The sequence below is a fragment of the Psychrobacter sp. TS_SC_6 genome (assembly GCF_056156305.1).
The window spans coordinates 789,236-813,621 of the sequence record NZ_CM149590.1; the positions used below are offsets into that span (position 1 = coordinate 789,236).

The following is a 24,386-nucleotide window of genomic DNA, read 5'->3' on the forward strand; positions in this document are numbered from 1 at the left end:
GATATGAGACGTCTCTTTTATGTTGAAATTCATGATAAAAGCATTATTTCAAAATACTATCATTGTGCTTAAAATAAGTTCTGTGTCCAACGAGAAAAGCGTTGCCAGATACGGCTCATAAAGCCTGATTGCTCAATATCGCTTGTCGCAATCACAGGCACAGAAGCCACTACTTTGCCATCTATCACAGCCATCATTTTACCGATTTCTTGACCCTTTTTGATAGGCGCTTCCAAGCTTTCAGGAATATCGACCACAGTAGTGATTTTATTCTTTTGAGTCTTAGTAGTCAAAATCTGCAAATTATCACCAGTCGCTACTTCTAGCTCTTTTGCTTCACCAAACCAGACAGGAACTTTGCTGACAAACTGCCCAGCAGGTGCTTGAGTAACGGTTGTGAAGTGACCAAAACCCCAATTGAGCAACTCACGCGACTGATCAGCACGTGCTTGCTGACTTTCAGTGCCCATAATGACAGAGATTAGGCGCATACCTTCACGGTTACTTGAGGCTGCTAAACAATACCCAGCTGCATCCGTATGTCCTGTTTTTAGACCATCAACCGTGGGGTCGGTTGCGAGTAGAGCATTACGATTGCCTTGGGTAATACCGTTATAGGTAAACTCTTTTTCTGCATAAAGCCCATAATATTCACCACTATTTTTGATGATGGCGCGTGATAGCTTGGCCAAATCTAAAGCAGATGCTTGGTGAGCTTCATCAGGCATACCAGTAGAGTTGACGAAATTGGTATTCTCCATGCCAATCTTTTGCGCTTGCTCATTCATCAAGATAGCAAACGATGCTTCACTACCAGCGATATGCTCAGCCATTGCTTTTGAAGCGTCATTACCTGATTGGATAATAATACCGCGTAGCATATCGATGACACTTGCGCTCTTATTCACCGGTACATACATACACGACTGGCTACTACTGCCACGGCACCAAGCATTCGGGCTCATCAGTACCTGATCGGTTTCTTTGAGATCGCCTGAAGCTAAGCGCTGTTCAATGATGTAACTGGTCATCATTTTGGTCAAAGATGCTGGCGGCAAGGCTTGATTGGCATTTTTCTGTGCCAAAATTTCACCCGTATTATAGTCCATTAATACATACGCAGTATTTGCCATCTCAGGCGGCTGTATGGCTGCACTTGCCATCACTGCACCCATAGAAATACTGACACCCACTACCAGCTGCACCAGCTGTTTTTTCACACGCTTTACTGTCATAGATTGTTACACCGCATCATAAAACCAAATGTATCTGTCGCTTGTCCCCAACACCATACCTTTACACAATCTTTGGCAGACTATGTTAAATCTCAGGTTAAACCATGGATTTTTTGAGAGTAGAGGAGACTAAAGCAACGGACATAAAATTAACGCCTTATCTTAGCAAAATGCCGCCCGATGGGGAAACGATAAATACAATAAAATAAGACGTTATAGTTGAAATACTTTAAAGTCGCTACAGTATTGCTGGTGTAAATTTTTTGCAGCCTCTGTCTGCGTAGGCACAGCAAGCAAGAAAAATTTGCACCAGCAGTACGTGTTGTATCGATATTACTTTTCACCGACTATATTAAAAATAGAGTGAATAATTTTATAAACTCCACTCATAAAAAAGCTTGCTGCTATCCCTATTATTTAACAAGGATAGCAGCAAGCTTTTTGTAGCAAGTTATCTAAATAAATAAGCCATTAGAGCTGGCTTATATAATACTTATTTGACCACTTTATACAGATATTAAAGAGATAAGAAGGTAGATTGTTATCGTTAATTATGGCGATCTTTACCTCTTTAATCTCTTAATAGGGCTTAAAAACGTATTTCGATAAAATAGCGTATCGATAAAGGGCTACTACTGATATTCAGCATTCGCTAAATCTTCACACAATGCTTTATTGTCTTGCTTAGAAAATCCCATCGTCCAGCTACGAATGCCTTGCAGAATTTGACGATAATCTTGCTGAGTAGATAAGTACTGGATAGCTGCTTTTGGGTCTTCTAATGACGGCATCAACTCATGAAGCTGTACGTTATAAGACTTATAAAAACGCTGCTTTTGCTTACCATTTAGCATCGGCGGGCATATCTCTGACAGCACTTGCATAACCGCAATTTCATGTTTTGTGATATTGATACCAGATAAATCTAAAGGTATGGTTGTCGCAGAATTGGGTGCAGCATTTGTGGCTTGAGACAGCATCGCAATAGATGTTATCAATGCTGCTAGCCCGACTTTTGAGGCACTTATTGCCAGTACAGAAGTCATAGATAATATCGATTGATTTTTCATTCAGTATCACACTCGCTTATCTTTATTTAATGGTGCTATGTTAATGGGTAAAAAAACAAATGTCACATAAAATATTGATTTATGTGTAGAGATATTGTGAGCTAAATCAGGCCTCCAGCAACATAGCCGCATTATAAACCGGTAAGTTACCTCAACATAAAAGTATAAGTTGTAAATGTTGTGGGTTGTAGTCTACTGTAACCTCAGCGCAGGCTTCTAATGCTGAAAAAGAGGGGTTTTGCTATGGTCAAATCATTCAAAAAGCTAAGTTATTATGAAAATTATGTATAAAGAGTGGGTTCGTCTCAATAGTCTACTAGGGTATAATCGCCCGAAATAATCATAGCTACTTACCACTATGCAAGCAAACATAGATGAGCAGTACAAATAACTGATATAGCTTTGATTATTATGCTTTTAAGTAAAATGACTTTAGTGCCAATAGCGGTGATTATAGCAACTTTACGCAAATAACATAGATAAGTGGATGAACGGTCATTCATAAATAGATTGAGTAAATATGAAGATTTTAATGAGCAATGATGATGGGGTTTATGCACCAGGTTTGCTGGCACTACATGAGGCATTATCTACTATTGCCGAGGTCATGGTGGTCGCGCCAGATAGCGAGCAAAGCGGCTGCGCCAGTGCCTTAAGTATCACCACACCCTTATATATGCATCAATTGCCTTCTGGTTTTATTACTGTCAATGGCACACCAGCTGACTGTATTTATCTGGCATTAAACGAAATATATTCTGACACAGACTTTGATTGTGTGATTACGGGCATCAATTCAGGTGCCAATCTTGGTCAAGACGTTTTGTTCTCAGGCACTTTTGGGGCGGCATTAACCGCTCAGTTATTTGGCATACCCGCTATTGCGACCTCATTGGTAGGCGGTGGGGCGAAAAGCAGTGAGCAGGAATGTGAGCGTCATTATCAAATGGCAGCAAGGGAGATTGTGAAATTATTGAGAGATACGCCAATATTGGATATTTGCAAAAATTTGCCCTATCACGTATTAAACGTTAATATTCCTGATGTAAGTAATGCTGATGAGATTAACGGTCGCAAGATGACAGCGTTGGGGCATAGGAAAATAGCGCGTCCTGTCCATCATGTGGTAGATCCACGCGGGCGAGATGCATATTGGTTATCACTACGCAAGCGTCAGGATACATTGGCAGATAATACTGATCATGATTCGTCTGGTACTACTATGACTGATGATCAAGCGGTTGCCAGAGGTTACATCAGTCTATCGCCTGTACGTTTGCACCATACGCCAGCCGCCACACTCGATATGCTATCAGCGTTAATGCTGTAAGATGAATCGAATATTGATGATGGCAGCTAAGATAGCTAAACACTTTAACGGTATAACAGTTAGCAAAATGCTTGTGAGTCACACAAGGAGTTTGTACGTAACATAAAGAATAGGAAATCTTGTATGAAGAAGCTTATTGCTGGATCACGATTTATCACAGTGGCATTGCTAGGCACGATGGCTGCTGCCACAGTAACGATGGTAGGTTGCGCTACGAAACCCACTTACCAATCAGCCAACCAAGCAGGACCGAAGATTATTACCAATAATCAAGGGGTTCCTAACTATCATCGTGTGCAGCGCGGCGATACGGTCAGTCAAGTGGCGGCGCGCTATAATCTCAATTACCGGCAAATTGGTTCACTGAATGGCTTAGACAGTAAATACACCATTTATAGTGGTCAGTGGCTCAAACTATGGCAAGGTGAGCCAGCAAGCGCGAATAATAGTAATCGCTACAATCCTTCGAACAATAACTCTGCATCTACACAGCCAACCTATACACCGCCTGTGACAAGCACGCCTAACTATTCACAACCGCCCGTCTATGAAGTGACTGCCAATGCAACGTCAGGCTATGAGTATCCGACTCGCAACCAAATAACCCGTAATTTTGACGCTGCATCTAGCACGATGGGCATGTGGTTTGCTGGTAACGTAGGTGACCCAGTGCAAGCAAGCCAAGCAGGTACGGTTCTTTATTCGGGTAACGGTCTGCCAGAGTATGGCAACTTGATTATGATTCGTCATAGTGACAACTATATCACTGCTTATGCCCATAATAGCCAGCTGTTGGTTAAAGAAGGCGATAGCGTCCAACGTGGTCAACGTATCGCAAATATGGGTAGTAGTGGTCAGACCAATCAAGTGGGTTTGGAATTTCAAGTACGCTTAAATGGCAACCCTATTGATCCACGAGCGGTACTAGGGCGTTAAATTTATTATTGTTTGGCGATTAAATGGAATTACCTAAGACACATTGCACTTTACTTATGAATACTTGAGACCTCTTATGCGATTAAATAAACACTACCTTGCCTTTTTCCCCGCTCTAGTGATGGTCGGCTGTACCAGTCAGCAGGCGATGCAGCAACCTAATAAGCCAGTTCGTCAAGGTAATGTGCAAATTACCCAGACTCAAACCATTCAAGTGAAGCCGACTCCAGCACCGGTCATTAAACCAACACCCGTTGCCAAACCAAGCTACAACAGTTTTTCTGATTGGAAGTCTGATTTTTCTATGCGTGCCATTTCATCAGGTCATGATGCTGCTACGGTTCGTCGTCTGCTCGATTCTGCGTATTTAAATCAACAAGTCATCTCGCTTGATTCAGGACAGCCAGAGTTTTCAAAAATGCCATGGGAATATGTCGATTCTGCGGTATCAGATGGTCGTGTCAGTACTGGCAAGCGTAAGTTGGCTGAGCAACGCACGTATTTATCGCAGTTGCAGTCGCAATATGGCGTCAATGCAGAAATCATTGCAGCGATTTGGGGCATGGAGTCTTCATACGGCGTAGTAACGGGTAACAGTAGTATTCCAAGCTCGCTAGCCAGCCTTGCTTATGATGGGCGCCGTCAAGAATTTGCCGAAACTCAGCTATTATCACTAGCGACACTATTGCAGCGCGGCGATGTGTCTTGGTCACAGCTCGATGGCTCTTGGGCAGGCGGTATGGGGCAGACGCAGTTTATCCCTGATACCTGGCTTAAGCATGGGGTTGACGGTGATGGTAATGGACATCGCAATCCATGGTCGACGGGCGACGCCTTGGCGTCTACTGCTAATTATCTGAGCAATTCAGGTTGGGTACGTGGTTTGGCACCATTTTATGAAGCAACCATTCCGTCATCATTTGATTACACACTGGTTGGTACCAAGCAGCCTGCTGCTAGATGGGCGTCGATGGGCGTCGATACCATAGCTGATGTGTCCTTGGATGGTAACACTCAAATGGAGTTGTGGCTGCCAGCAGGGAAAGACGGTCCAGTACTGCTACTCAGTCCAAACTTTGATGTCATAAAAGTCTATAACAACTCATCAAGCTATGCCCTTGGTGTCAGCTTACTGGGTAAAGCGCTGATTGGACAAGGCGGTTTACAAAAGTCATGGCCACGTTATGAGCGTCCGTTATCGACGTCGCAAGTACGCAATTTACAACAGCGTTTGACAAGCTCAGGCTATGACACAAAAGGCTCTGACGGTATCGTAGGTACCAATACTCGCAATGCATTCCAGCGCTGGCAAGCAGCCAATGGTCAAACGCCAGATGGTTTTATTACTCAGCGTAGCGCGTCTTCATTGGCGGGGTGGTGAGATAGGTTGAAATCAATATTTTTGGATAATCGTTGCTTTCAAAGGTTGTTTAAAAATAATGATGTTAATAACTAAAAAACTCCGTTTTATAACGGAGTTTTTCATTGTATAAGAATAACAGCAGCAGTTTTGATGTTCAGGTATTTAAATAGGCATGTTAAACTCAAACAAGTCAAACTCTGCACTATCAGCCATAATACCTTCATCTACGCTTGCTGTAATCGCACCAATCACGGCACTCACTTTTTGCTGGCGCTTGTCCTTATTTAACAGTCGCCAATCACCAAGTACATAGCGAGTTTTACCCTCATTACTTTGGTGGATTTCAGGACGATGGGTATGACCATGTAGTAGGGCGTCAAAGCGATAAATAGCTTTGTTCACTGCGGCTTCGTTAACATCCATGATATGCGTGGCTTTCTTGGCATTATTTTGCTGACTTTTTTGCCGCATTTTATCAGCAATCGCCAAGCGTTTCTCTAACGATTTATTAAGCAAATACCACTGCGTCAAACGATTACGCATTACTTTACGAAAAAATTGATACTTTTTATCATCAAGGCATAGTGCATCGCCGTGTTCTAAGCGATAGTTTTGCGGTCCAACGGTTAAGGTATACGGCTCATAAATAAGCTCGCCACCGAATATATTACAAAAAGGCTGACCTAACAAAAAATCACGGTTGCCATGCATGATTAAAATCTCACAACCAGCTATGCGCAGTTTCTTTAATTTAATGATAAGTGGTGTGAGCCAATGTATTTGTCGTTCCTCTTCGGATAAAGACAAATAAAAATCATCCCCAAGCCAGACTTCAAACCAGTCACCCAATATAAATAGGCGTTTTAGCGCAGGCAGAGCAAGGCAATCATCAAGCAGCGCCAAAAAAGCCTGCACTAAGGCAGGCTCTTGGGGCGATAAATGCAAATCGCTAATCAATACTTGCCGCACTTCATGAGGGCGAGTGGTAATTAGGTGGTCAAAACTTTGCATTTATCCTTATCCTCGTAATTCTAAACAGTAACGATTCATAAGCTTTTACTGACTCATTGCTACTGAGTAAAAACTATTGAAGAATGATTACTGAGTGATGATGGTGGCTGAATTGATAACCACTGGCTCTTTTGGTACATCAGCATGCATGCCGAAACGACCAGTAGGTACGCCGCGCATCTTTTCAATGACGTCCATACCGCTGGTTACTTTACCAAATACGGTGTAGCCCCAACCTTGCATGTTTTTGCCAGAATGGTTTAAGAAATCGTTGTCTTTTACGTTGACAAAAAATTGGCTAGTCGCTGAATGCGGATCTTGTGTACGCGCCATCGCAATCGTGCCTTTGTCATTTTTTAGACCGTTGTCTGCTTCGTTTTCAACTGGAGCATTGGTCGCTTTTTCATTCATGTCAGCGTCCATTCCACCGCCTTGAATCATAAAGCCGTCAATAATGCGATGGAAAATCGTACCGTCATAATGACCAGATTTTACATAGTTTAAAAAGTTTTCAACGGTTTTTGGTGCTTTTTCTTCATTGAGTTCGATAACGATCGCACCCATATTGGTGTCAAGTTCTACTACTGGTGGCATGTCTACCATAGGATATTCCTCTTTGATTGCAGCGCCTAAAATGACGCTGTTAAGTGATGGATAAAAAGTTGGTGGATAAAAAGTTATGGCTAGTCTAACGGCTTTTTTATCCTGTGTCATGTATCAGGCTGTTAATGCCTTTGCAAAAGCTGATAGAATAACGCAACTTTACCGTTTTTTAAGCCTATTTATTAAACGCTCTTCAGCGCTTAATGTGATAACCCACTGTTTTTATGGTTAAGATTCTTTTTAGCCAGATGTATTGTTCTGACTGATTGTTATTTTAACAGACCATTTTATTTTACGACATACTTTGAACTTTCCATGAGGCGTGATAGCACGTCGCATGAATGGACCCTTTGCGTTAGGAGCAATGCCCGATGAGTGAGCACTCAAGCAACCATGCACAAAAAGACGAACAAAAAAACGACTTTATACGTAATATTATTCGTGATGATGTTAATGCACAAAAATACCAACAGATTGTCACCCGTTTCCCACCTGAGCCAAACGGTTACTTGCATTTAGGTCATGTTAAATCCATCTGCCTAAACTTTGGGGTGGCTGAGGAGTTTGGCGGTATCTGCAACCTGCGCTTTGATGACACCAACCCAACAGCAGAAAAGCAAGACTTCATTGATAACATCGAGAATGATGTAAAATGGTTGGGCTTTGAGTGGGCAGGAGAGGCGTACCATGCCTCAGGATATTTCGACCAACTTCATGCTTGGGCCATTCAGCTTATCAAGCAAGGTGATGCGTATGTAGATTTACAGTCACCTGAGCAAATTAAAGAAAATCGTGGCTCATTTAATGAAGCAGGCACAGCGTCGCCATATCGTGATGCCAGTGTTGAAGAAAATCTGCAACTCTTTGATGATATGAAAGAGGGCAAATATGCTGAAGGCAAAGCGGTTTTACGCGCCAAGATTGACATGGCAAGCCCTAATATGAATATGCGTGATCCTGTTATCTACCGCATTATGCATCAAGCTCATCACCAAACGGGGGATAAATGGTGTATTTATCCGATGTATGACTTTGCTCATCCGCTCTCTGATGCGCTCGAAGGCATTACCCATTCGTTATGTACGTTAGAGTTTGAAGACCACCGTCCATTTTATGATTGGGCAATAGAAAAAGTGGGCTTTGAGCAACCGCCGCATCAGTATGAGTTCTCTCGTCTAAATGTCGACCATACATTGACCAGCAAGCGCAAATTAAAGCAGCTGGTTGATGAAAGTATCGTCAGCGGTTGGGATGATCCACGTATGCCCACGATCGCTGGCATGCGTCGCCGTGGGTATACCCCAGAAGGCTTACGTGATTTTTGTGAGCGTGTTGGCGTGACCAAAGTAGACAGCGTTGTGGACTTTCGCCTATTAGAATTTAGTATTCGTCAGTCACTAGAGACGACGACTGCACGTGGCATGGCAGTGCTTAAACCATTAAAAGTGACCATTACCAACTTCAGCGATGCTGTTAGCCGTTGGGAGGTGCAAAAGGCTGACACTGTTCAAGCTCGTTTTGACGATGCCTCGCAGACTTTATGGCTAACTCAGCCCAATCATCCCAATATCGATATGGGTGAACGTGAAATTCCATTTACTGAAACCATTTATATTGATCAAGGCGATTATGAAATTGAGCCGCCAGCAGGTTATAAGCGTTTATCACCTGAGAAGAATGAGATTCGTCTGCGTAATACCTATGTATTGGCAGTAAGTGAGCATATTTTAGATGACGATGGCAATGTTGTTGAACTTAAAGCAACGATTGATCCGGCGACTTTGGGCAACAATCCTGAAGGTCGTAAGGTTAAAGGCGTGATTCATTGGGTATCGGCTAGCCAAGGCGTTCCAGCAACGGTGCGCATGTATGAGCAGCTATTTAGTGTCGAAGACCCAAGTGGCGTCGCTGACGTCCATCAAGCCTTGAATCCTAACTCATTGACTGAGCTAAATGCTGTGGTTGAGCCATCCTTGGTCAATGCAGATGCTGGCACGCGCTTCCAGTTTGAGCGTGAAGGTTACTTTATCTCTGATAGCAAAGATCATAGCAGTGACAAGCCCGTCTTTAACCAAATCGTCAGCTTACGTGATAGTTATAAGCCCGCTTAATTTATCATTAGCGCAGTTTATATTTATTTTAAGAAAATACTGAACAATAGTAGTGTGCAAGCTTGCCTATTTCTAGTACGCTAGGGATGGGCTTTTTTGTGGTTTAATGTTTTAAGGTGTATAAAACATGTCTTAATCAACGAGGATATAAAACTGTCTATAGTTAAAATATCTCAAAAACGCTACAGTGCTGCTGGTATAAATTTTTTGCAGCCTCTGGCAGCAACGGCACAGCAAGCAAGAAAAATTAATATCAGCAGTACTTGATGTATCGATATTACTTTTCCCTGACTATATTTAGTAATAAAAGGAATAACCGCATTACAATCCGTCACAAGACATTCATAACCAGTTTGTTAAGATAAAGTCAGTTTTTTGTTGAGATGCTTGGTAGATATTTTAACCGCTGAGTATGTCGTTGATAATAAGAGCGCGCGTAGATAGCATTCGATAATAGCGCTCGTCACAATCATAAATCATAAATCATAAATAAGGAATCAAGCATGGCACATTTACGTTTAGGCGATACCGCACCAAATTTTGATGCAACCACCACTGAAGGTGATATCAATTTCCATGAGTGGGCGGGCGATAACTGGGTGGTTTTCTTCTCACATCCAGCCGATTTTACCCCAGTATGTACCACTGAGCTTGGTCGTGCTGCTGCGCTAAATGGCGAATTTCAAAAACGCGGCGTGAAGCCAATTTGTATCTCTGTTGATGGTATCGATGACCACCATGCGTGGGCAAAAGATATCGGTGAAACTCAGGGAACTGAGATGAACTTCCCAATCATCGCTGATCCTAATAAAGAAGTGGCTGAGCTGTATGACATGATGCATCCAAATGCAGACAGCACGCATACTGTACGTAGCGTCTTTATTATTGACCCAAGCAAAAAGATTCGACTAACGCTGACCTATCCTGCTAGCTGTGGTCGTAACTTTGACGAGATCCTTCGCGTGATTGACGCACTGCAATTGTCTGATGAATACAACATCGCAACGCCAGTAGATTGGAAAGATGGTGATGACGTTATCATTCCGCCAAGTGTTAAAAACGAAGATATCGCTGCCAAATATCCAAAAGGTCACACAGAAATTAAGCCGTATTTACGTACCACTCCTGCACCTAATAAATAATAAGCTGGAGCATGTAAGTTTGATGAAGATATGATTTAAAAAGCCCCATAATGCAAAATTGTGGGGCTTTCTGCTATTCAGCTTAACATCAGAAGCATCAGTTAAATAAGGCTTTGCTATGATGAACAGAGTACGCTATAACTAGTAAATCAAGTATGCATGATTTAAAGATGAATCGTTATCGTTAATACTTGAGTTAATAATGCATTTGATACTTGATGACACGACAATCATAATAAATTATAGCAGCGCTAAGTCGCTTTTAAGCCCACCTTACAAGGAGTTTTTATGAAAAAATTATATGTCACCCGTACAGCACCTAATCCACGGAAAGCACTTATTTTGCTAGCATCAAAAGGTATCGATATTGATGATATGGATGACCTCGATGTGATTGATATCGATTTTGCTGCCAACGAGCAAATGTCAGATGCCTTTACCAAAATAAATCCCATGCAAACCGTACCCGTTTTGACATTGGATGATGGTACCGTACTCAATGACTCGCAGGCAGTGTGCGAATATCTCGACCGTGTTTATGGTGAGCGCTCGGTGATGGGTAATGATGTGGTACAGCGTGCGCAAGTATGCTCTATGCGCCGTATCGCCGAATTTGAGGTGCTATATAACTTTATGCTCGCCTTTCAGCATAGCCACCCATCAAAAGCCCAACGTGTTGAGCAAGTACCAGAGTTTGTCGCGCCATCTATCGCACGTGCTGTCAAAGCATTAGCATATTTTGAAACCCTGTTGGAGGGTCATGAGTATCTGGTCGGTGACCAGCTGAGCTTTGCTGATATTGTGCTGTATTTGGGTTTAGATTTTGGCAAAGTCCTTCAAGTCAATCCCAATGAACAAGGCGACAATCTTGCCCGTTTTTACCAAATGATGAACGAGCGTTTTAGCATCAAAAACATGGCAAAAGCCAAACCTGCTCATAAAGAAGATTAAAGTAGTAAATTTTTTAAAAATGTAATGATAAGCAGCAACAGCTTTGCGTAACGAGGATAATTCCTAACGACGCAGGGCTGTTTTGCTATGATGAACATTAAAAGTAGCATAAGCATATATGTGAAATTTACTATGAATCTATAAAATTAAACACATCGTTACACCCATATCACTTATGAGCGTTATAGTGGTCAGATTATTACCCTTTTATAAGCATCTTTTTAAAAGCCCTTTGAATACTTTGACTGATTATGCATCTTATAATTGTGACAGTCGGATTTTGTCAATTAAATGGGCTAAAAAGCTGAATTAGAAAGTATAACTGCAAGGTATGATCTTCATGACACTGTCTTTTAAATCCGCCCTATTGCCAAGTATGCTAGCGATCAGTCTGGCATTAAGTGCCTGTCAAGATGCTTCTGATCCAACGGATGCGAATAACGAGTCAGCTGATACCAATGTTAGCACTGCAGATGCTGACATAGTGAATAATAATGCCACGTTAGCTAAGGCAAGCGAGATGAGTGCTGAAGAACAAATGATTGAAAATCTTGCACGTTATCGTTGGACATTACTTGATATCGATGATAAAAGTGGTGGACCTGTCATAACGACGCTCGTAGATATTAAGAACCAAGTAATGCTGTCGTTCAAACAAAACCAAGGTCATAACACCCTAAATTATGGTGTAGGCTGTAACACGATGAGTGCAGGTTATGAGATGCAAGGTCATACATTGACCACTGAAGACAGCATGAGTACCAAAATGCTATGCGAGAATCTAAATAAAGCAGAGAATCGTTTAGATTCCTTGATGCAAGGTACTAGTGAGCTAAGTGTTACTGAGGGCGAAAACCCAATACTAAAGCAGGTAACCAGCAATGCGGTCACATTGACTTGGGAAGGTAGTATCACGGCGCAGGCCAAGTATCATAGCAAAGGTGAAACTGTATTCTGGGCAGTAAATGCTGAGATGATACCGTGCTCAGATGATCGGTCACAGGCTTGCCTACAAGTTAAGCCTGTGACTTATGATGATCAAGGTATTAAAGTCAGCGAAGGTGAGTGGTCAGCATTTAATGGTGAGATTGATGGCTATGAGCATGATGGTGAGCATAATGAAGTGCTACGCTTACAACGCTATCAATTAAACAGCGACCAGATATCAGAAGGTGAAGAGTATGCTTATGTATTAGATGCTGTTATTGAAAGCTCAGTAGTAGAAGAGAGACGTTAAGATAGTGTCCGTCACATAGGCTCTATCATAGTCGAATGGCACTTCCCCTAAACACGCGCAAACGGACGCGTGTTTTTTATGGCTGTTAAAATTAACGCAAATTACCAAGATCTTCTTCAGTCAAACGCCAACGACCTTTTTTCTTAGAAGCACCACGCCCGCGCATGGCGCTATTAAGTATCAATTTATTCATTGAATGGCTTGAGTGCGCGTGACATATTGCGCAGGCAAGACCGTCTGCCGCATCTTGCTGTGGTACAAAGTCTAAATCCAGTATTCGGCATACCATTTCTTGTACTTGCTCTTTAGCGGCAGCGCCATAACCGCAGACCGCTTGTTTGATTTGACGTGCCGTATATTCTGATACTTCCAAGTCCAAGGCGACCATCGCCGCAATGGCCGCACCGCGTGCTTGCCCAAGCTTAAGCGCTGAATCAGGGTTTTCTGCCATAAATACTTGTTCAATTGCCGTATAAATAGGCTCGTCGGCATATTTTAGATGGTGCTGGGTAATACGCGTTAAGCCATTGAAAATACGCTTTAGGCGTTCTGGCATCTCTTTGGTATCGGTCCGTATGGTGCCTGAATCAATATAGGTGAGCTTATCGCCCGTTTGTTGAAGGATGCCATAGCCAGTCATGCGTGAGCCTGGATCAATCCCAATAATAATTGCCATAGTGTTCCATCTTACTTACATTTTGTTTTATGGCTTAAAAATTAGCCGTAAGTTTGATAGTATAGCAATCAATCCCCATATACATCATATGTTAGCCATTTTAATTTGCATGGCGCTCAATTTATTGGTTTTTATTTTATAGGACGACACTTTATGGGTCAGATAGTTGGTATTGCCATCGTATGGTTTATTATCGAGATGCTGCTGTGGTATTTGCTTGCTCAATTTACGAGTGGCTGGTTGGTGTTTATTTGGTTTATTGTCGCCGCCGTCATCGGTATTTCACTCATACGTAAGAGCATGGCGTCACTCAATCCACTGGCTCAGCAAATGAAAGCTGGCGGTATGATGAATCCGTCGATGCGTCCGCAAGAGTCAACCATGATCAAAAGTGTCGCTATGGCAGCGGCTGGCATTTTGCTACTTATTCCTGGTGTGCTTAGTGACTTATTGGCATTACTGGTTATTTTGCCACCCGTGCAGAAAAAGCTCAAAGACTTTGCCAATAATTACGTCATGAACAATCAACAAAAAATGATGGAGATGATGGCCAAGCAGATGGGTGGACAAATGGGCGGCGGACAAAACCCATTCGGCGGCATGGGTGGTCAAAACCCGTTTGGCGGCGCAGGTGGCATGAATAATCAGAACCCGTTTGGTCAACAGCAAAAACCGTTTGGTGATGTGTTTAAGCAGCATACAACGATTGATGGGACAGCAAAAACCATTCCTAAAGACGTGAAAAAAATCACTAAATCTGCTAATGACGAATAGTTGAATTAATAGACAAGCATAGAAAAAGCCCCTTTCGTCAATGACAAAAGGGGCTTTTTAGGCGCTGTAATTCATTCTTTATAAATATAGTGCTTATAAATAAAAAAACTACTAACCGAATATAACAACCGAAGTGCCGCCGCAAGATGGTGACCCATGAACCGTGAAGTTCAGGGCGGATGCGTCACTGCCTCGGCAGGTTTCCTGATACACCGCAAGCGATGCAGGCATACACAATGAAGCAATAGGTACCACATCCTAGTAAAGCATTATCGGCTCAGGGAATAAACATCTGCTAGCCAACACTTCAGAATATAATTATCTTAACCAATGGCTTGAATGATTGCAAGTACGATTTACAGATTGCTACGTGAGTTTGATAATTAGCATTATTACCGTGAAATTATTATTACATCCCAATCTATTCATAAAGTAATCAATTGTTGACTTAGAGGCTCAATTTTCAGCTACTTCAAGATGTGTGCTAATATAGACAACTTTAAACATCCTAATACAGCATTATAGGCGTTCATTCACTTGAGGAGCGGTAATCCATGACCAATACCCAGCAACAATCAGAATCTATCGATGACAATCAGGCGCAGTCAAACAAGCAGCAAGATGGCGAAAATAATAAAAAAGTGCCGCATGTTTTAATGATATTAGATGGGTTTGGGCATCGTGAAGACGACAAAGACAATGCCATCGCTGCGGCTAGTATGCCAAATTTAGACAAGATTTATGAGCAATATCCGCATGGATTGATATCAGCGTCAGGAGAAGATGTTGGTTTGCCAGATGGTCAGTTCGGTAATTCAGAAGTTGGGCATATGAATTTGGGCGCTGGGCGTGTGTTGTATCAAGATTCAACCCGCATCTCAAGCGAGCTTGCCAGTCGTGATTTTTATAAAAATGAAACTTTGGTCAATGCAGTAAAAGCAGCCAACGAGCTTGGTGGTAATGTACATATTATGGGCTTGCTGTCAGATGGTGGCGTCCATTCTCATCAAGACCATATCGAAGCGATGTGTCATTCAGCGTTGGTACATGGTGCCAAAAATGTCTTTGTACACTGCTTTTTAGATGGACGTGACACGCCGCCTAAGTCGGCGGATACATATGTCAACCGTCTGCGCGACCATATCGAAAAGCTTAATGCCCATTATGAGAGTGGTCGCGTACAGATTGCTAGTATTATCGGGCGTTACTATGCGATGGATCGTGACAATCGCTGGGATCGCGTGCAAAAAGCTTATGAGCTAATCACTGAAGGTAAAGCGGATCGTTTAGCAACTCGTGCTGATGGGGCAGTGCAAGCTGCGTACAAAGCACGTGAAACCGACGAATTTATTAACCCAACCGTGGTCATTGGGCGTGATGAAGTGCCTTATACTGTTGATGACAATGATGCGCTTATCTTTATGAACTTCCGTGCTGATCGTGCTCGTGAGCTTGCGCAAGCTTTCATATTACCGGATCACGAGTTTTCAGGATTTGCCCGCAGTAAGCAGCCAAAACTTGCGGCATTTGTGATGTTGACCAAGTATTCTGATGTGTTAGCAAATAATCCTAAAACCAGCATCGCTTATTATCCAACTTCATTGACCAATACTCTTGGCGAGTATTTGCAAGATAAGGGCAAAACCCAGCTGCGTATTGCTGAAACTGAAAAATACGCTCATGTAACGTTCTTCTTTAGTGGTGGGCGTGAAGATGAATATAAAGGCGAGACACGTATCTTAGTGCCATCGCCGGATGTTGCTACTTATGACTTGCAGCCTGAGATGAGCGCGCCTGAAGTGACTGATAAATTGGTAGAAGCGATTGAATCTGGTCAATATGACGTCTTAGTCGTTAATTATGCCAATGGTGATATGGTCGGTCATACAGGTATTTTTGATGCTGCAGTGCAAGCGGTAGAGGCGTTAGATATCTGCGTTGGGCGCGTGGCAGAAGCAGTGCGTGCCGCAGGCGGCGATATGCTGATTACAGCAGATCATGGCAACTGTGAGCAGATGCAAGACTATGAGAGCGGTCAAGTACATACTCAGCATACTACTGAGCACGTGCCCCTGATTTATGTCGGTGAGAAAAAAGTACAAGTCCGTAGCGGCGGTAAGCTTAGTGATGTTGCACCTACTATTCTGGCCTTAATGGATATCGGAGCGCCGAAAGAGATGACAGGCAAAAATCTATTGGTTACCGCTCAATAATCCAATTATAGTAAGGCGCTAGAAATTTATACTTGTGGCGTTACATTACTTTCAAAGTAAATTAATATTAAAAGGGAGAGCTATTGATCGGCTCTCCCTTTTTTGTTGCTACATTTTGTCTAAACATTTCACCTAAGTTACTTGCAATACTCCCCTATTCTTATGAGGGTGGTTGATGCTATCTTATGGGCTATTATTCAATAATAACCATATAACAATCCTATAATAATGATGGCTTAACTTTGGACAAATTTTCAGGTGATTTTTATGCATTTTAACAATCCTATCAGTCGTACATTTCCATTGACCTCCAAAAGACTCGAGCAGTCAATGAGTACGATATCTAGCTACACTAACGTCTTGAAGCCCACGCTTATCGTGGGTTTTCTGGGCTTAAGTATGATTGCTATACCAGCGCAAGCGGCTGTCAAAGATACTGCTGTAGGGCGCAACGCGAGTCGTACGGCAAGCTTACAACTCATCAGTTTAAATGCTGATAATGTACCATTAGATAACGGCGCAGATGATCTATCAGATATAGCTGATATGCTTGAATCTGCTGATCAAGCTGACGATTTAATTGATAGTGTGGCGGATGAAAGTATGCGGGATAATGAATTGCCTATTATTAATACCGATATTCCTGCTGAAGTGGCTCAAGTGTCATTAAATGCTATTTCTCCTGAAACATTGAAATCCTTTGTTTCTTTGATTGATTTGGTGCGTCGTGAATATGTCGATACGGTTAATGATGAAGAACTGTTTAATAATGCCATGAGCGGCATGTTGACCAAGCTTGATAGCCATGCGGAATTTTTGGACGCCGAAGCCTATGAGAATCTGCGTGCTTTTACGGAAGGCGATGTCGGCGATATTGGTATCAAAGTTGAGTATCAATCAGCCTTGGGCTATTGGGTCATCACTGAGGTACTGGATGATTCACCTGCCGATAAAAAGGGCATCGCAGTTGGTGATTATTTACACCAAGTCGATGAGTTTAAGCTTGGCGAAGATGAAGAAAGTAACGATATCGAGCAGCTTTTGACAGGTATTGCTGGTACGCAAGTAGATGTGGTGACGTCCAAGGCAGGACGCCGTAAACATGTCACCACATTACAACGTAATAATAGCCATCCTCAAATTATTGAAACTCGTTTTGTAGATGGTATGGCCATCGTTAGGTTGCCAGCATTTCAAAACAACAGCCGTGAAAAATTGCTGCAAAGTTTGATCGATTTAGATAAGCCTGTGACAGGAATACTACTAGATTTACGGGACAATCCAGGCGGGGTATTGGCATCCGCTGTGAGTGTTGCTAGTCTATTTATGACAGATACGGATGTGGTACAGATAAAGAGTCGCCAAGCAGATTCGCGTACATTGTCGACTAGAGGTGCAGCGTTGCTTGAGGCGTTACCGGTGGTGGTGTTGCAAAATCGCTACTCGGCGTCAGCGGCAGAAGTGTTGACCAGTAGCTTGCAAGCGCAAAAGCGTGGCACTGTCTTAGGTGAGGTCAGTTACGGCAAAGGCTCTGTACAATCGGTGATACCGCTTAACGATGAGCAAGCGGTCAAGCTCACGGTTGCCAACTATATGACCGCTTCAGGTAAAAAGATAGATAATATTGGGGTAGAGCCTGATATCGCTTTATCGGGAAGTGAAAGCACGTGGGAGCAGCAAGCGCTTGATTTATTACGAAAGAAAGCGCTTACTTCAGGTATTCGATTTGTCCGTTCTGAGAAAAAGCCAGATCCTAAAAATAGTATCATTAAAAATACTACAGCTATAAAGAATGTTATTGAAAAGCCAACATCTAAGGAAAAGCTATAATTTAGTCGAAATTCTATATCAAAGCCCCTTATTCAACCTGATCTTCTGCAATCTCAAGTTTGGTCATGCGGTAGCGTAAGGATCGAAAAGTGGTTCCTAATAGTTCAGCGGCTTGGGTTTTATTCCAGCCAGTTTGCTTAAGTGCAGTGATGATAAGTTGTCTTTCTTGCTCTTGAAGATACTGCTCTAATCCTTGTACTGGTAGCTGACCACTGACGCTGCTTTTTATCGTGATACTGTTTAATGTATCAATACTACCATCAATACTACTGTCGGGACTGGCTAAAGAATCAGTCTTATCACTATTTGAATGCTTGTTTACTGATTCAGCGCGTTCCGCCATTGCTGCCACTGATTGCTGCTCTATTCCTATTGCGGATGCCGATGAGTCAGATATCGTACCGGCTATCGAAGGTTGCTTCACTGCAGCATAGTGATGAGTCATCGTACGATAAGGGTGCAGATTAGCCTTTGCTTGCTGCGTTGAGACACTTTTGATAGATGATGATTCTCTATCGTTTTTATCTATATTTTCTATTGAATCAGATGCATTATTTTCATCGATGTTTTGAGGTATATGAGCCTGTTGATGGACATCTAAGTTAGATAAGCCGAGATGGCTTGTATCAATAGTTGAGGTTTCAGCCAAAGTAACGGCACGTTCAAGTACATTACGCAGCTCACGAACGTTACCCGCAAAATCATGCTGCTGTAAACGCAGGCAAGCCTCTGCAGTTAATAAAGGCTTCGACTCCAACTGCCACTCTTCAGCAATCAGCGCTAAAAAATGCGTGGCTAATACCGGTATGTCATCGCGCCGTGCATTCAATGTTGGTAACTTAAGCTCAATCACGTTGATGCGGTAATATAAATCCTGACGGAACAACCCTACTTGTACCAGCTGGTTTAAATCTTTATGCGTGGCTGACAAGATACGAATATCGACAGGCACTTCTTTGGTATCACCAATCGCACGTACGGTTTTTTCCTGAATAGCCCGTAGCAACTTCACTTGCATCGCCAAAGGCAGGTCTGCCACTTCATCTAGAAATAAAGTACCGTTATTGGCTTGCTGAAACAGCCCTTGCTTGTCCGCAACGGCACCTGTAAAGCTGCCTTTTTTATGACCAAAAAACTCTGATTCCATCAGCTCTGAAGGTATTGCCCCGCAATTTACCGGCACAAAACTTCCGTCACGCCGCGGGCTTAAGTCATGAATGAGCCGCGCAACGACTTCTTTACCTGTACCTGACGCCCCTGACAAAAATACCGGCGCTTGTGAGCGCGCCAATTTTAAAATCGTGTTTTTTAAAGGATGCATTACCGCCGAATCACCAATCAGGCGCTCATCAAGCATCTGCTGTTCAGGTGAACGCTGCGGCATGGACTTGGCAGTCAAATCTTGTTGTATTACCTTTAGCGCGTTTTCAACCAATTGCCGTAAGCGTGGTAGCTCAAGCGGTTTATTGACAAAATCAAAAGCCCCAAGTTTTAGTGCTTCAATCGCTAAATCCATACTACCATGCGCTGTAATCACTGCAATGGGCTTATTGGAGCTGGCACTGATATGTTTAACCAACTCTAATCCCGAACCATCAGGGAGTTTTAAATCGGTTAGACAAAAATCATAGTCATTGTCTTGCCAGTACAATTTCGCTTGCGACAATGTATAGGCAACATCACTTTTGATACCCATTTTGGTCAGGGTGATTTGCATCAAACGGCATAAATCTACTTCGTCATCAACGACTAGCGCGGTGGTTGTCATACATCATCTCATTGTTTTCAAGTGCTGCAAAAGTATATAAAATAACGCTCTAAGGGTTTATTAGTCTTAATAACTGCATTGGTTACAGGTATTTTTTAATGAACAATATAAAGCCTTTGGTTTTACATTTTCTTTCAATGTTTTCTGAGAAGCAATTTTTTTCTTTAGATAAAAGTTGGACTAACGATGTCATTGTGAACAGCAGGAAAAATTAGCCTAAAGCAAGTTTTTTGATGCTCAGGTACATACAGTAAGCGTGCCTGATTGGCTTCACAAAAAGCTTGTGATAAATATAGCCCAAGCCCTGTGCCTGATTGTTCAGTGGTAAAAAACGGATTAAATAAAGCGCTTAAATTATCTGCATTAACACCAGTACCGCCATCCAAAACATCGATTATAACATCGTTATCAGCACAATAAATTTCGATTTCCACAAAGGCATGAGGGTGGGCGTAACTACTATAGCGTAAACCATTATTGATTAAATTGATGAGTACCTGCTCTAACTGATGAATATCAAAAGAGATGGTAGGCTGGGTAAGAACATGTAAAAAGACGTCATGTCCTTTAAAATAATTGTCTAAAAATACAGGCATCCAATCAGCAAGGATAATGGTTTGTTGATTGGCGGTTTGCTGGCGCGACAGTTTTAATACGTCTTCGATAATGCGATTAACGCGTTTTGTTTGCGAAAATATCATTTTGTAAAGCTCATGGTTGCCAGTCATGTGGCTATTTATATTATTATTAGCGAAAGGATTTAGGGTATTGTCATTCTCCATCTCGCCTTCTATAACATCTTCTATTAGTAACTGGCTAGCTTGCGAAATAGCTGCCAAAGGGTTTCTGATTTCATGAGCGATACTGGCGGTCAACTGTCCAAGTGAGGCGAGTTTCAATTGTTGCGCACTGGCTTGTTCACGGCGTAAATCCTCTAATATAATGAGTTTACTGTCGTCTTTTAACGGAATAATATCGACACGCAGCTTGCCAATGATAGAAGAGTTGGCAACAGCAGGCAGCTCATAAATAAAAGTACGCGTTAGTCCTGCAGCTACCGATAAGCAGGCATTAAACAATTGCAGATGTTGTTGACCAAGTTGCTGCTCAAAAGCGGCTACTGGTTTTGACTTATTGTCATGATGGCTTGGAATGCTAAGTAGCTGATAAGCCGCAAGGTTGGCTAAGACCACTTGTTTGTCATCAATGACAATGACACCATTGACCATTTGAGAGATAACTTCTTGATTGATACTATTTAAACGCTCGACTTCTTTGGCATGGCGAACCGCTACTTTTTCAAGCTGTACCAAGCGCTGCGATATGGACCAGCTTAGACCGCCTACTGCCAAAAAGCTGGCTGACATGAGTAGGGCACTGCCTAAATTTGCCAAACTCATGCTATTGGCAATGGCATAAAAAAACTGCTGATAAATCACAAAAATAATGGCAAGCAAAGTAATAATTAATGCTTGTGAGCCATGTAATAACATAAAGCTTGCTGCTACCACCACCATATATAGCATGGTCAGCTGCAAATCAGGTGCGCCGGCGGTATAGAGCAGTAGACTTAGGATAATAACATCTAGCGCCAACCCAAAAGCCAGCTGTCGGCGCATATGCTTACCAACGGTATAAAACAATCCCAGCAAGATTAAACTTAGTAAAACGTAAAAACTGAGCACGGTTTGCTGCAAAAAACTTGGCAATAATGGGCTGCCATCCGTGCGAACCGTAATATATACCATCAGCATAAAAAATAAGCTGACGATAAAGCGATAACTGCTATAAATCATCCCCAGTTTGCGTAACTGCGGGACAGGCAAAATGTCATCTTGCTCTAGATAGTCAGTAATAACAGCGATAAGCTTGGAGGCAGATTTGGCAGGATTCATGGATTAACAACTAATGTTCTTAATGAGAAAAGGACTTGATAATTAGGGTTGAATAAGACCATGACGAATCGCTAAATGCGTCAATTTCACATCACTATCAACATTTACCTTTTCATAAATGCGGTAACGATAAGTATTGATGGTTTTGACACTGACAAACAACTGGTCTGCAATTTGTTGGGGACTTTGACAGTTGACCACCATCATAGCAACCTGCTTCTCGCGATCACTGAGCAAGTCAAAAGGTGAGTTGGCATTATCAGACAATAATACGTCAGCTAACTGTTCAGCGACGTCTTGACTAAAATAGCGTCCACCTTGATAGATTTTTTTGACCGCTCGTATCATCTCATCAAGTGGAGTGCCTTTAGTAATATAGCCGTTGACGCCTGCTTTAATTAACATTGAGGGATAAGGTTGAGCTGACATACTACTAACCGCCAAAATTTTGATACCCATATCCAGCTGAATCAAGCGTTTGGTTGCTTCCAAACCCCCGATATTGGGCATATTGACATCCAGTAATATCACATCAGGACGCAGCTGTTTTGCCATCTTTATCGCCATATCACCGCTGTCTGCTTCACCGACGACTTCGATATCTGCACTATCTGCCAGCATACGGCTAATACCCATCCGCACCAAATCATGATCATCTACTACTAATACTCGAATCATTGTTATACTCTTTTCTATCTATCAGAATAAAGGATGCACTGCTAAATTTAAGTCATCTTAATCAATCTATTTGACCAATAACACTCATTTACGCATAAAAAACACAATATTAGTTGCTATATGTGGACAGTAGAGACGCAATAAGGTGTCTACCAGCGTTAATGTAATGCTATATTGCGCTAATGTTAACTAATATTGCTGTAACATCAAGTAAGTGTAGTAAAATTTGAATGTGGTACTGAAATGCCATCTAATTGATTTAGCACATTAAACTTAAATGCAAACCATGATACACTAAAAATACAAAGACTCTATGTGAGTATCTACAAACACACCTATAAACGCTACGTACGTAGTTGGCGTCAGTCAGTATGTTACTGATGACAGCACGTAAGCAGGAGGCAGAATGAAGCAACTACCATTAACCAAACAGCAATTAATCGCTGCTATGATTTCATTGAGTTTGGGCAGTGTCGCACAAGCCGCACTTACAATTAATGGTAGCGCCAGCTCTGAGTCTAGTGCTCGCCTGAGCTGGGGCGGTGCCGATAGCTTGTCTGAAGCGCGCAGTATCATGTCTAAGTCTGGCAGCAGCTCTACGATCAAAAAAATAGATAACGGTTCTGGTACAACCAGTATTACCAATACCACCAGTTTTGGTAGTAATAACAACAGTTATAATAATACCAATAGCTACAACACCACTTATCGTGGTAGTTTTGGCAACAGTAATATGATCCCGATCAGCACCGATTCGCGCAGTGTCGCGGTTATTGATGCAGAAACCGGTGAGTCAATTTATCAAAAAGACGCGGATATCGCGCGTCCAATGGCCAGTATTAGCAAAGTAATGGCGGCTATGGTCGTGTTGGATGCCGGTCTCGATATGCGTGAAGAGCTAACACTTGATCCAGAAGATTTCGTTGGTCCAAAGCGTGCCAGCTCTAACCTAAAGTCAGGTGATCGTCTCAATCGTGCTGAAATGCTGTTAATGGCATTAATGAAATCAGAAAATCCAGCAGCGAAAAGTCTTGCTCGTAACTACCCAGGTGGCTATAGCGCGTTTATGCGTGCTATGAATCGCAAAGCACAAGAGCTTGGCATGAGTACCGCTTTCTTTGGTGACCCAACTGGTCTGGATAAGCGCAACGTTGCTTCCTCAAATGACTTGGTTAAAATGGTTCGTGCTGCTGGTAACTATGACGTGATTCGTCGTTTCTCAACCACTAAGAGCTATGATTTTTTTGTCTCTAACTTCTCAAGTGGTAACCGCACTTACAAAGCCAATAATACCAGCAGTTTAGTTCGTGATAGCAGCTATCCTATCGGCATCTCAAAGACAGGTTTTATCAATGAAGCAGGGCGTTGTGTTGTCATGGAAACACGTGTAAATAATCGTCCAGCAATCATTGTGATACTAGGCGCGAACAGCTCAGCAACGCGCTGGGGTGATGCCAAAAATATCTTAAATAGCTTGGCAACACGCCGCACGGTATAAGATTACAGCGTTAAATGACCGGTATAAAAAGACATTTATAATAAAAAGGCTGTTATGCGATATAA

General features: G+C 42.3%; 19 protein-coding genes and 1 other RNA gene. 11 read left to right on the forward strand and 9 right to left on the reverse strand.

Annotation, left to right across the window (positions count from 1 at the left end; translation table 11 throughout):
- Window positions 1-68: 68 nt before the first annotated feature.
- Both AC0J5Y_RS03465 and AC0J5Y_RS03470 read right to left on the reverse strand, forming a co-directional pair.
- Entirely contained in the window at window positions 69-1,235 is a 1,167-nt protein-coding gene (locus AC0J5Y_RS03465; RefSeq protein ID WP_475131531.1) for a D-alanyl-D-alanine carboxypeptidase family protein, read from the reverse strand.
- 632 nt (window positions 1,236-1,867) lie between these two features.
- Window positions 1,868-2,305: an MCR_0457 family protein gene (locus AC0J5Y_RS03470; RefSeq protein WP_475131532.1), complete on the reverse strand. Its 438-nt coding sequence runs from the start codon at window positions 2,303-2,305 to the stop codon at window positions 1,868-1,870.
- 520 nt (window positions 2,306-2,825) lie between these two features.
- Here AC0J5Y_RS03470 and surE point away from each other — a divergent pair.
- From surE to AC0J5Y_RS03485, 3 genes are all read left to right on the forward strand, one after another.
- Complete coding sequence (gene surE, locus AC0J5Y_RS03475; RefSeq protein ID WP_475131533.1) at window positions 2,826-3,635, forward strand: 5'/3'-nucleotidase SurE; 810 nt, start codon at window positions 2,826-2,828, stop codon at window positions 3,633-3,635.
- 123 nt (window positions 3,636-3,758) lie between these two features.
- Window positions 3,759-4,571, forward strand: a complete 813-nt coding sequence (locus AC0J5Y_RS03480; protein WP_475131534.1) for a peptidoglycan DD-metalloendopeptidase family protein — start codon at window positions 3,759-3,761, stop codon at window positions 4,569-4,571.
- A 76-nt stretch (window positions 4,572-4,647) separates the two neighbouring features.
- Window positions 4,648-5,952: a lytic murein transglycosylase gene (locus AC0J5Y_RS03485; RefSeq protein WP_475131535.1), complete on the forward strand. Its 1,305-nt coding sequence runs from the start codon at window positions 4,648-4,650 to the stop codon at window positions 5,950-5,952.
- A gap of 144 nt (window positions 5,953-6,096) precedes the next feature.
- On the opposite strand, the gene AC0J5Y_RS03490 is transcribed toward AC0J5Y_RS03485, so the two are convergent.
- A complete protein-coding gene (locus AC0J5Y_RS03490) occupies window positions 6,097-6,945 on the reverse strand; it encodes a UDP-2,3-diacylglucosamine diphosphatase (RefSeq protein ID WP_475131536.1) in 849 nt (282 codons plus the stop codon).
- Between the two features lie 87 nt (window positions 6,946-7,032).
- Window positions 7,033-7,548 (reverse strand): peptidylprolyl isomerase, encoded by a 516-nt coding sequence (locus tag AC0J5Y_RS03495; protein WP_475131537.1) that lies wholly within the window; start codon window positions 7,546-7,548, stop codon window positions 7,033-7,035.
- Between the two features lie 371 nt (window positions 7,549-7,919).
- On the opposite strand from AC0J5Y_RS03495, the gene AC0J5Y_RS03500 reads away from it, so the two are divergent.
- The 4 genes from AC0J5Y_RS03500 to AC0J5Y_RS03515 all read left to right on the forward strand — a co-directional run bounded on the left by AC0J5Y_RS03500 (window position 7,920) and on the right by AC0J5Y_RS03515 (window position 12,989).
- The gene (locus AC0J5Y_RS03500; protein WP_475131538.1) at window positions 7,920-9,659 is read left to right on the forward strand and encodes a glutamine--tRNA ligase/YqeY domain fusion protein; all 1,740 of its coding nucleotides are present in this window, start codon (window positions 7,920-7,922) and stop codon (window positions 9,657-9,659) included.
- Between the two features lie 503 nt (window positions 9,660-10,162).
- On the forward strand, window positions 10,163-10,801 hold the full coding sequence (locus tag AC0J5Y_RS03505; protein WP_475131539.1) for a peroxiredoxin: 639 nt from the start codon (window positions 10,163-10,165) through the stop codon (window positions 10,799-10,801).
- Between the two features lie 288 nt (window positions 10,802-11,089).
- Window positions 11,090-11,752 carry a glutathione S-transferase family protein gene (locus tag AC0J5Y_RS03510; RefSeq protein ID WP_475131541.1) on the forward strand — a complete coding sequence of 221 codons (663 nt, stop codon included), beginning with the start codon at window positions 11,090-11,092 and terminating at the stop codon, window positions 11,750-11,752.
- Between the two features lie 340 nt (window positions 11,753-12,092).
- Window positions 12,093-12,989: an META domain-containing protein gene (locus AC0J5Y_RS03515; protein ID WP_475131542.1), complete on the forward strand. Its 897-nt coding sequence runs from the start codon at window positions 12,093-12,095 to the stop codon at window positions 12,987-12,989.
- A 91-nt stretch (window positions 12,990-13,080) separates the two neighbouring features.
- Here AC0J5Y_RS03515 and ruvC read toward each other — a convergent pair whose 3' ends face one another.
- Window positions 13,081-13,665, reverse strand: coding sequence for a crossover junction endodeoxyribonuclease RuvC (gene ruvC, locus AC0J5Y_RS03520; RefSeq protein ID WP_475131543.1), 585 nt, complete (start codon window positions 13,663-13,665; stop codon window positions 13,081-13,083).
- A gap of 153 nt (window positions 13,666-13,818) precedes the next feature.
- On the opposite strand from ruvC, the gene AC0J5Y_RS03525 reads away from it, so the two are divergent.
- On the forward strand, window positions 13,819-14,439 hold the full coding sequence (locus tag AC0J5Y_RS03525) for an FxsA family protein (RefSeq protein ID WP_475131544.1): 621 nt from the start codon (window positions 13,819-13,821) through the stop codon (window positions 14,437-14,439).
- A gap of 121 nt (window positions 14,440-14,560) precedes the next feature.
- Here the strand turns inward: AC0J5Y_RS03525 and ssrS are convergent.
- A non-coding RNA gene (gene ssrS / locus AC0J5Y_RS03530) (6S RNA) lies at window positions 14,561-14,756 on the reverse strand.
- A 237-nt stretch (window positions 14,757-14,993) separates the two neighbouring features.
- Here ssrS and gpmI point away from each other — a divergent pair.
- Together gpmI and AC0J5Y_RS03540 are read left to right on the forward strand one after the other, a co-directional pair.
- A complete protein-coding gene (gene gpmI, locus AC0J5Y_RS03535) occupies window positions 14,994-16,652 on the forward strand; it encodes a 2,3-bisphosphoglycerate-independent phosphoglycerate mutase (protein WP_475131545.1) in 1,659 nt (552 codons plus the stop codon).
- Window positions 16,653-16,982: 330 nt separating this feature from the next.
- Entirely contained in the window at window positions 16,983-18,482 is a 1,500-nt protein-coding gene (locus AC0J5Y_RS03540) for a S41 family peptidase (RefSeq protein ID WP_475131546.1), read from the forward strand.
- 28 nt (window positions 18,483-18,510) lie between these two features.
- Here the strand turns inward: AC0J5Y_RS03540 and AC0J5Y_RS03545 are convergent, their stop codons facing one another.
- From AC0J5Y_RS03545 to AC0J5Y_RS03555, 3 genes are all read right to left on the reverse strand, one after another.
- Entirely contained in the window at window positions 18,511-20,250 is a 1,740-nt protein-coding gene (locus AC0J5Y_RS03545; RefSeq protein ID WP_475131547.1) for a sigma 54-interacting transcriptional regulator, read from the reverse strand.
- 164 nt (window positions 20,251-20,414) lie between these two features.
- Entirely contained in the window at window positions 20,415-22,145 is a 1,731-nt protein-coding gene (locus tag AC0J5Y_RS03550) for a sensor histidine kinase (protein WP_475131548.1), read from the reverse strand.
- Between the two features lie 42 nt (window positions 22,146-22,187).
- Window positions 22,188-22,823 (reverse strand): response regulator, encoded by a 636-nt coding sequence (locus AC0J5Y_RS03555; RefSeq protein WP_011513027.1) that lies wholly within the window; start codon window positions 22,821-22,823, stop codon window positions 22,188-22,190.
- A 406-nt stretch (window positions 22,824-23,229) separates the two neighbouring features.
- Here AC0J5Y_RS03555 and AC0J5Y_RS03560 point away from each other — a divergent pair, with 406 nt between their 5' ends.
- On the forward strand, window positions 23,230-24,321 hold the full coding sequence (locus tag AC0J5Y_RS03560; protein WP_475131549.1) for a serine hydrolase: 1,092 nt from the start codon (window positions 23,230-23,232) through the stop codon (window positions 24,319-24,321).
- The last annotated feature ends 65 nt before the right edge of the window (window positions 24,322-24,386 follow it).

Coding starts and splice junctions, on each gene's coding strand:
- AC0J5Y_RS03490 (WP_475131536.1), bottom strand. CDS start 6,945: ATGCAAAGTTTTGACCACCTAATTACCACTCGCCCTCATGAAGTGCGG.
- AC0J5Y_RS03505 (WP_475131539.1), top strand. CDS start 10,163: ATGGCACATTTACGTTTAGGCGATACCGCACCAAATTTTGATGCAACC.
- AC0J5Y_RS03485 (WP_475131535.1), top strand. CDS start 4,648: ATGCGATTAAATAAACACTACCTTGCCTTTTTCCCCGCTCTAGTGATG.
- ruvC (WP_475131543.1), bottom strand. CDS start 13,665: ATGGCAATTATTATTGGGATTGATCCAGGCTCACGCATGACTGGCTAT.
- AC0J5Y_RS03480 (WP_475131534.1), top strand. CDS start 3,759: ATGAAGAAGCTTATTGCTGGATCACGATTTATCACAGTGGCATTGCTA.
- AC0J5Y_RS03495 (WP_475131537.1), bottom strand. CDS start 7,548: ATGGTAGACATGCCACCAGTAGTAGAACTTGACACCAATATGGGTGCG.
- AC0J5Y_RS03500 (WP_475131538.1), top strand. CDS start 7,920: ATGAGTGAGCACTCAAGCAACCATGCACAAAAAGACGAACAAAAAAAC.
- gpmI (WP_475131545.1), top strand. CDS start 14,994: ATGACCAATACCCAGCAACAATCAGAATCTATCGATGACAATCAGGCG.
- AC0J5Y_RS03560 (WP_475131549.1), top strand. CDS start 23,230: ATGAAGCAACTACCATTAACCAAACAGCAATTAATCGCTGCTATGATT.
- AC0J5Y_RS03525 (WP_475131544.1), top strand. CDS start 13,819: ATGGGTCAGATAGTTGGTATTGCCATCGTATGGTTTATTATCGAGATG.
- AC0J5Y_RS03550 (WP_475131548.1), bottom strand. CDS start 22,145: ATGAATCCTGCCAAATCTGCCTCCAAGCTTATCGCTGTTATTACTGAC.
- AC0J5Y_RS03470 (WP_475131532.1), bottom strand. CDS start 2,305: ATGAAAAATCAATCGATATTATCTATGACTTCTGTACTGGCAATAAGT.
- surE (WP_475131533.1), top strand. CDS start 2,826: ATGAAGATTTTAATGAGCAATGATGATGGGGTTTATGCACCAGGTTTG.
- AC0J5Y_RS03545 (WP_475131547.1), bottom strand. CDS start 20,250: ATGACAACCACCGCGCTAGTCGTTGATGACGAAGTAGATTTATGCCGT.
- AC0J5Y_RS03515 (WP_475131542.1), top strand. CDS start 12,093: ATGACACTGTCTTTTAAATCCGCCCTATTGCCAAGTATGCTAGCGATC.
- AC0J5Y_RS03510 (WP_475131541.1), top strand. CDS start 11,090: ATGAAAAAATTATATGTCACCCGTACAGCACCTAATCCACGGAAAGCA.
- AC0J5Y_RS03540 (WP_475131546.1), top strand. CDS start 16,983: ATGAGTACGATATCTAGCTACACTAACGTCTTGAAGCCCACGCTTATC.
- AC0J5Y_RS03465 (WP_475131531.1), bottom strand. CDS start 1,235: ATGACAGTAAAGCGTGTGAAAAAACAGCTGGTGCAGCTGGTAGTGGGT.
- AC0J5Y_RS03555 (WP_011513027.1), bottom strand. CDS start 22,823: ATGATTCGAGTATTAGTAGTAGATGATCATGATTTGGTGCGGATGGGT.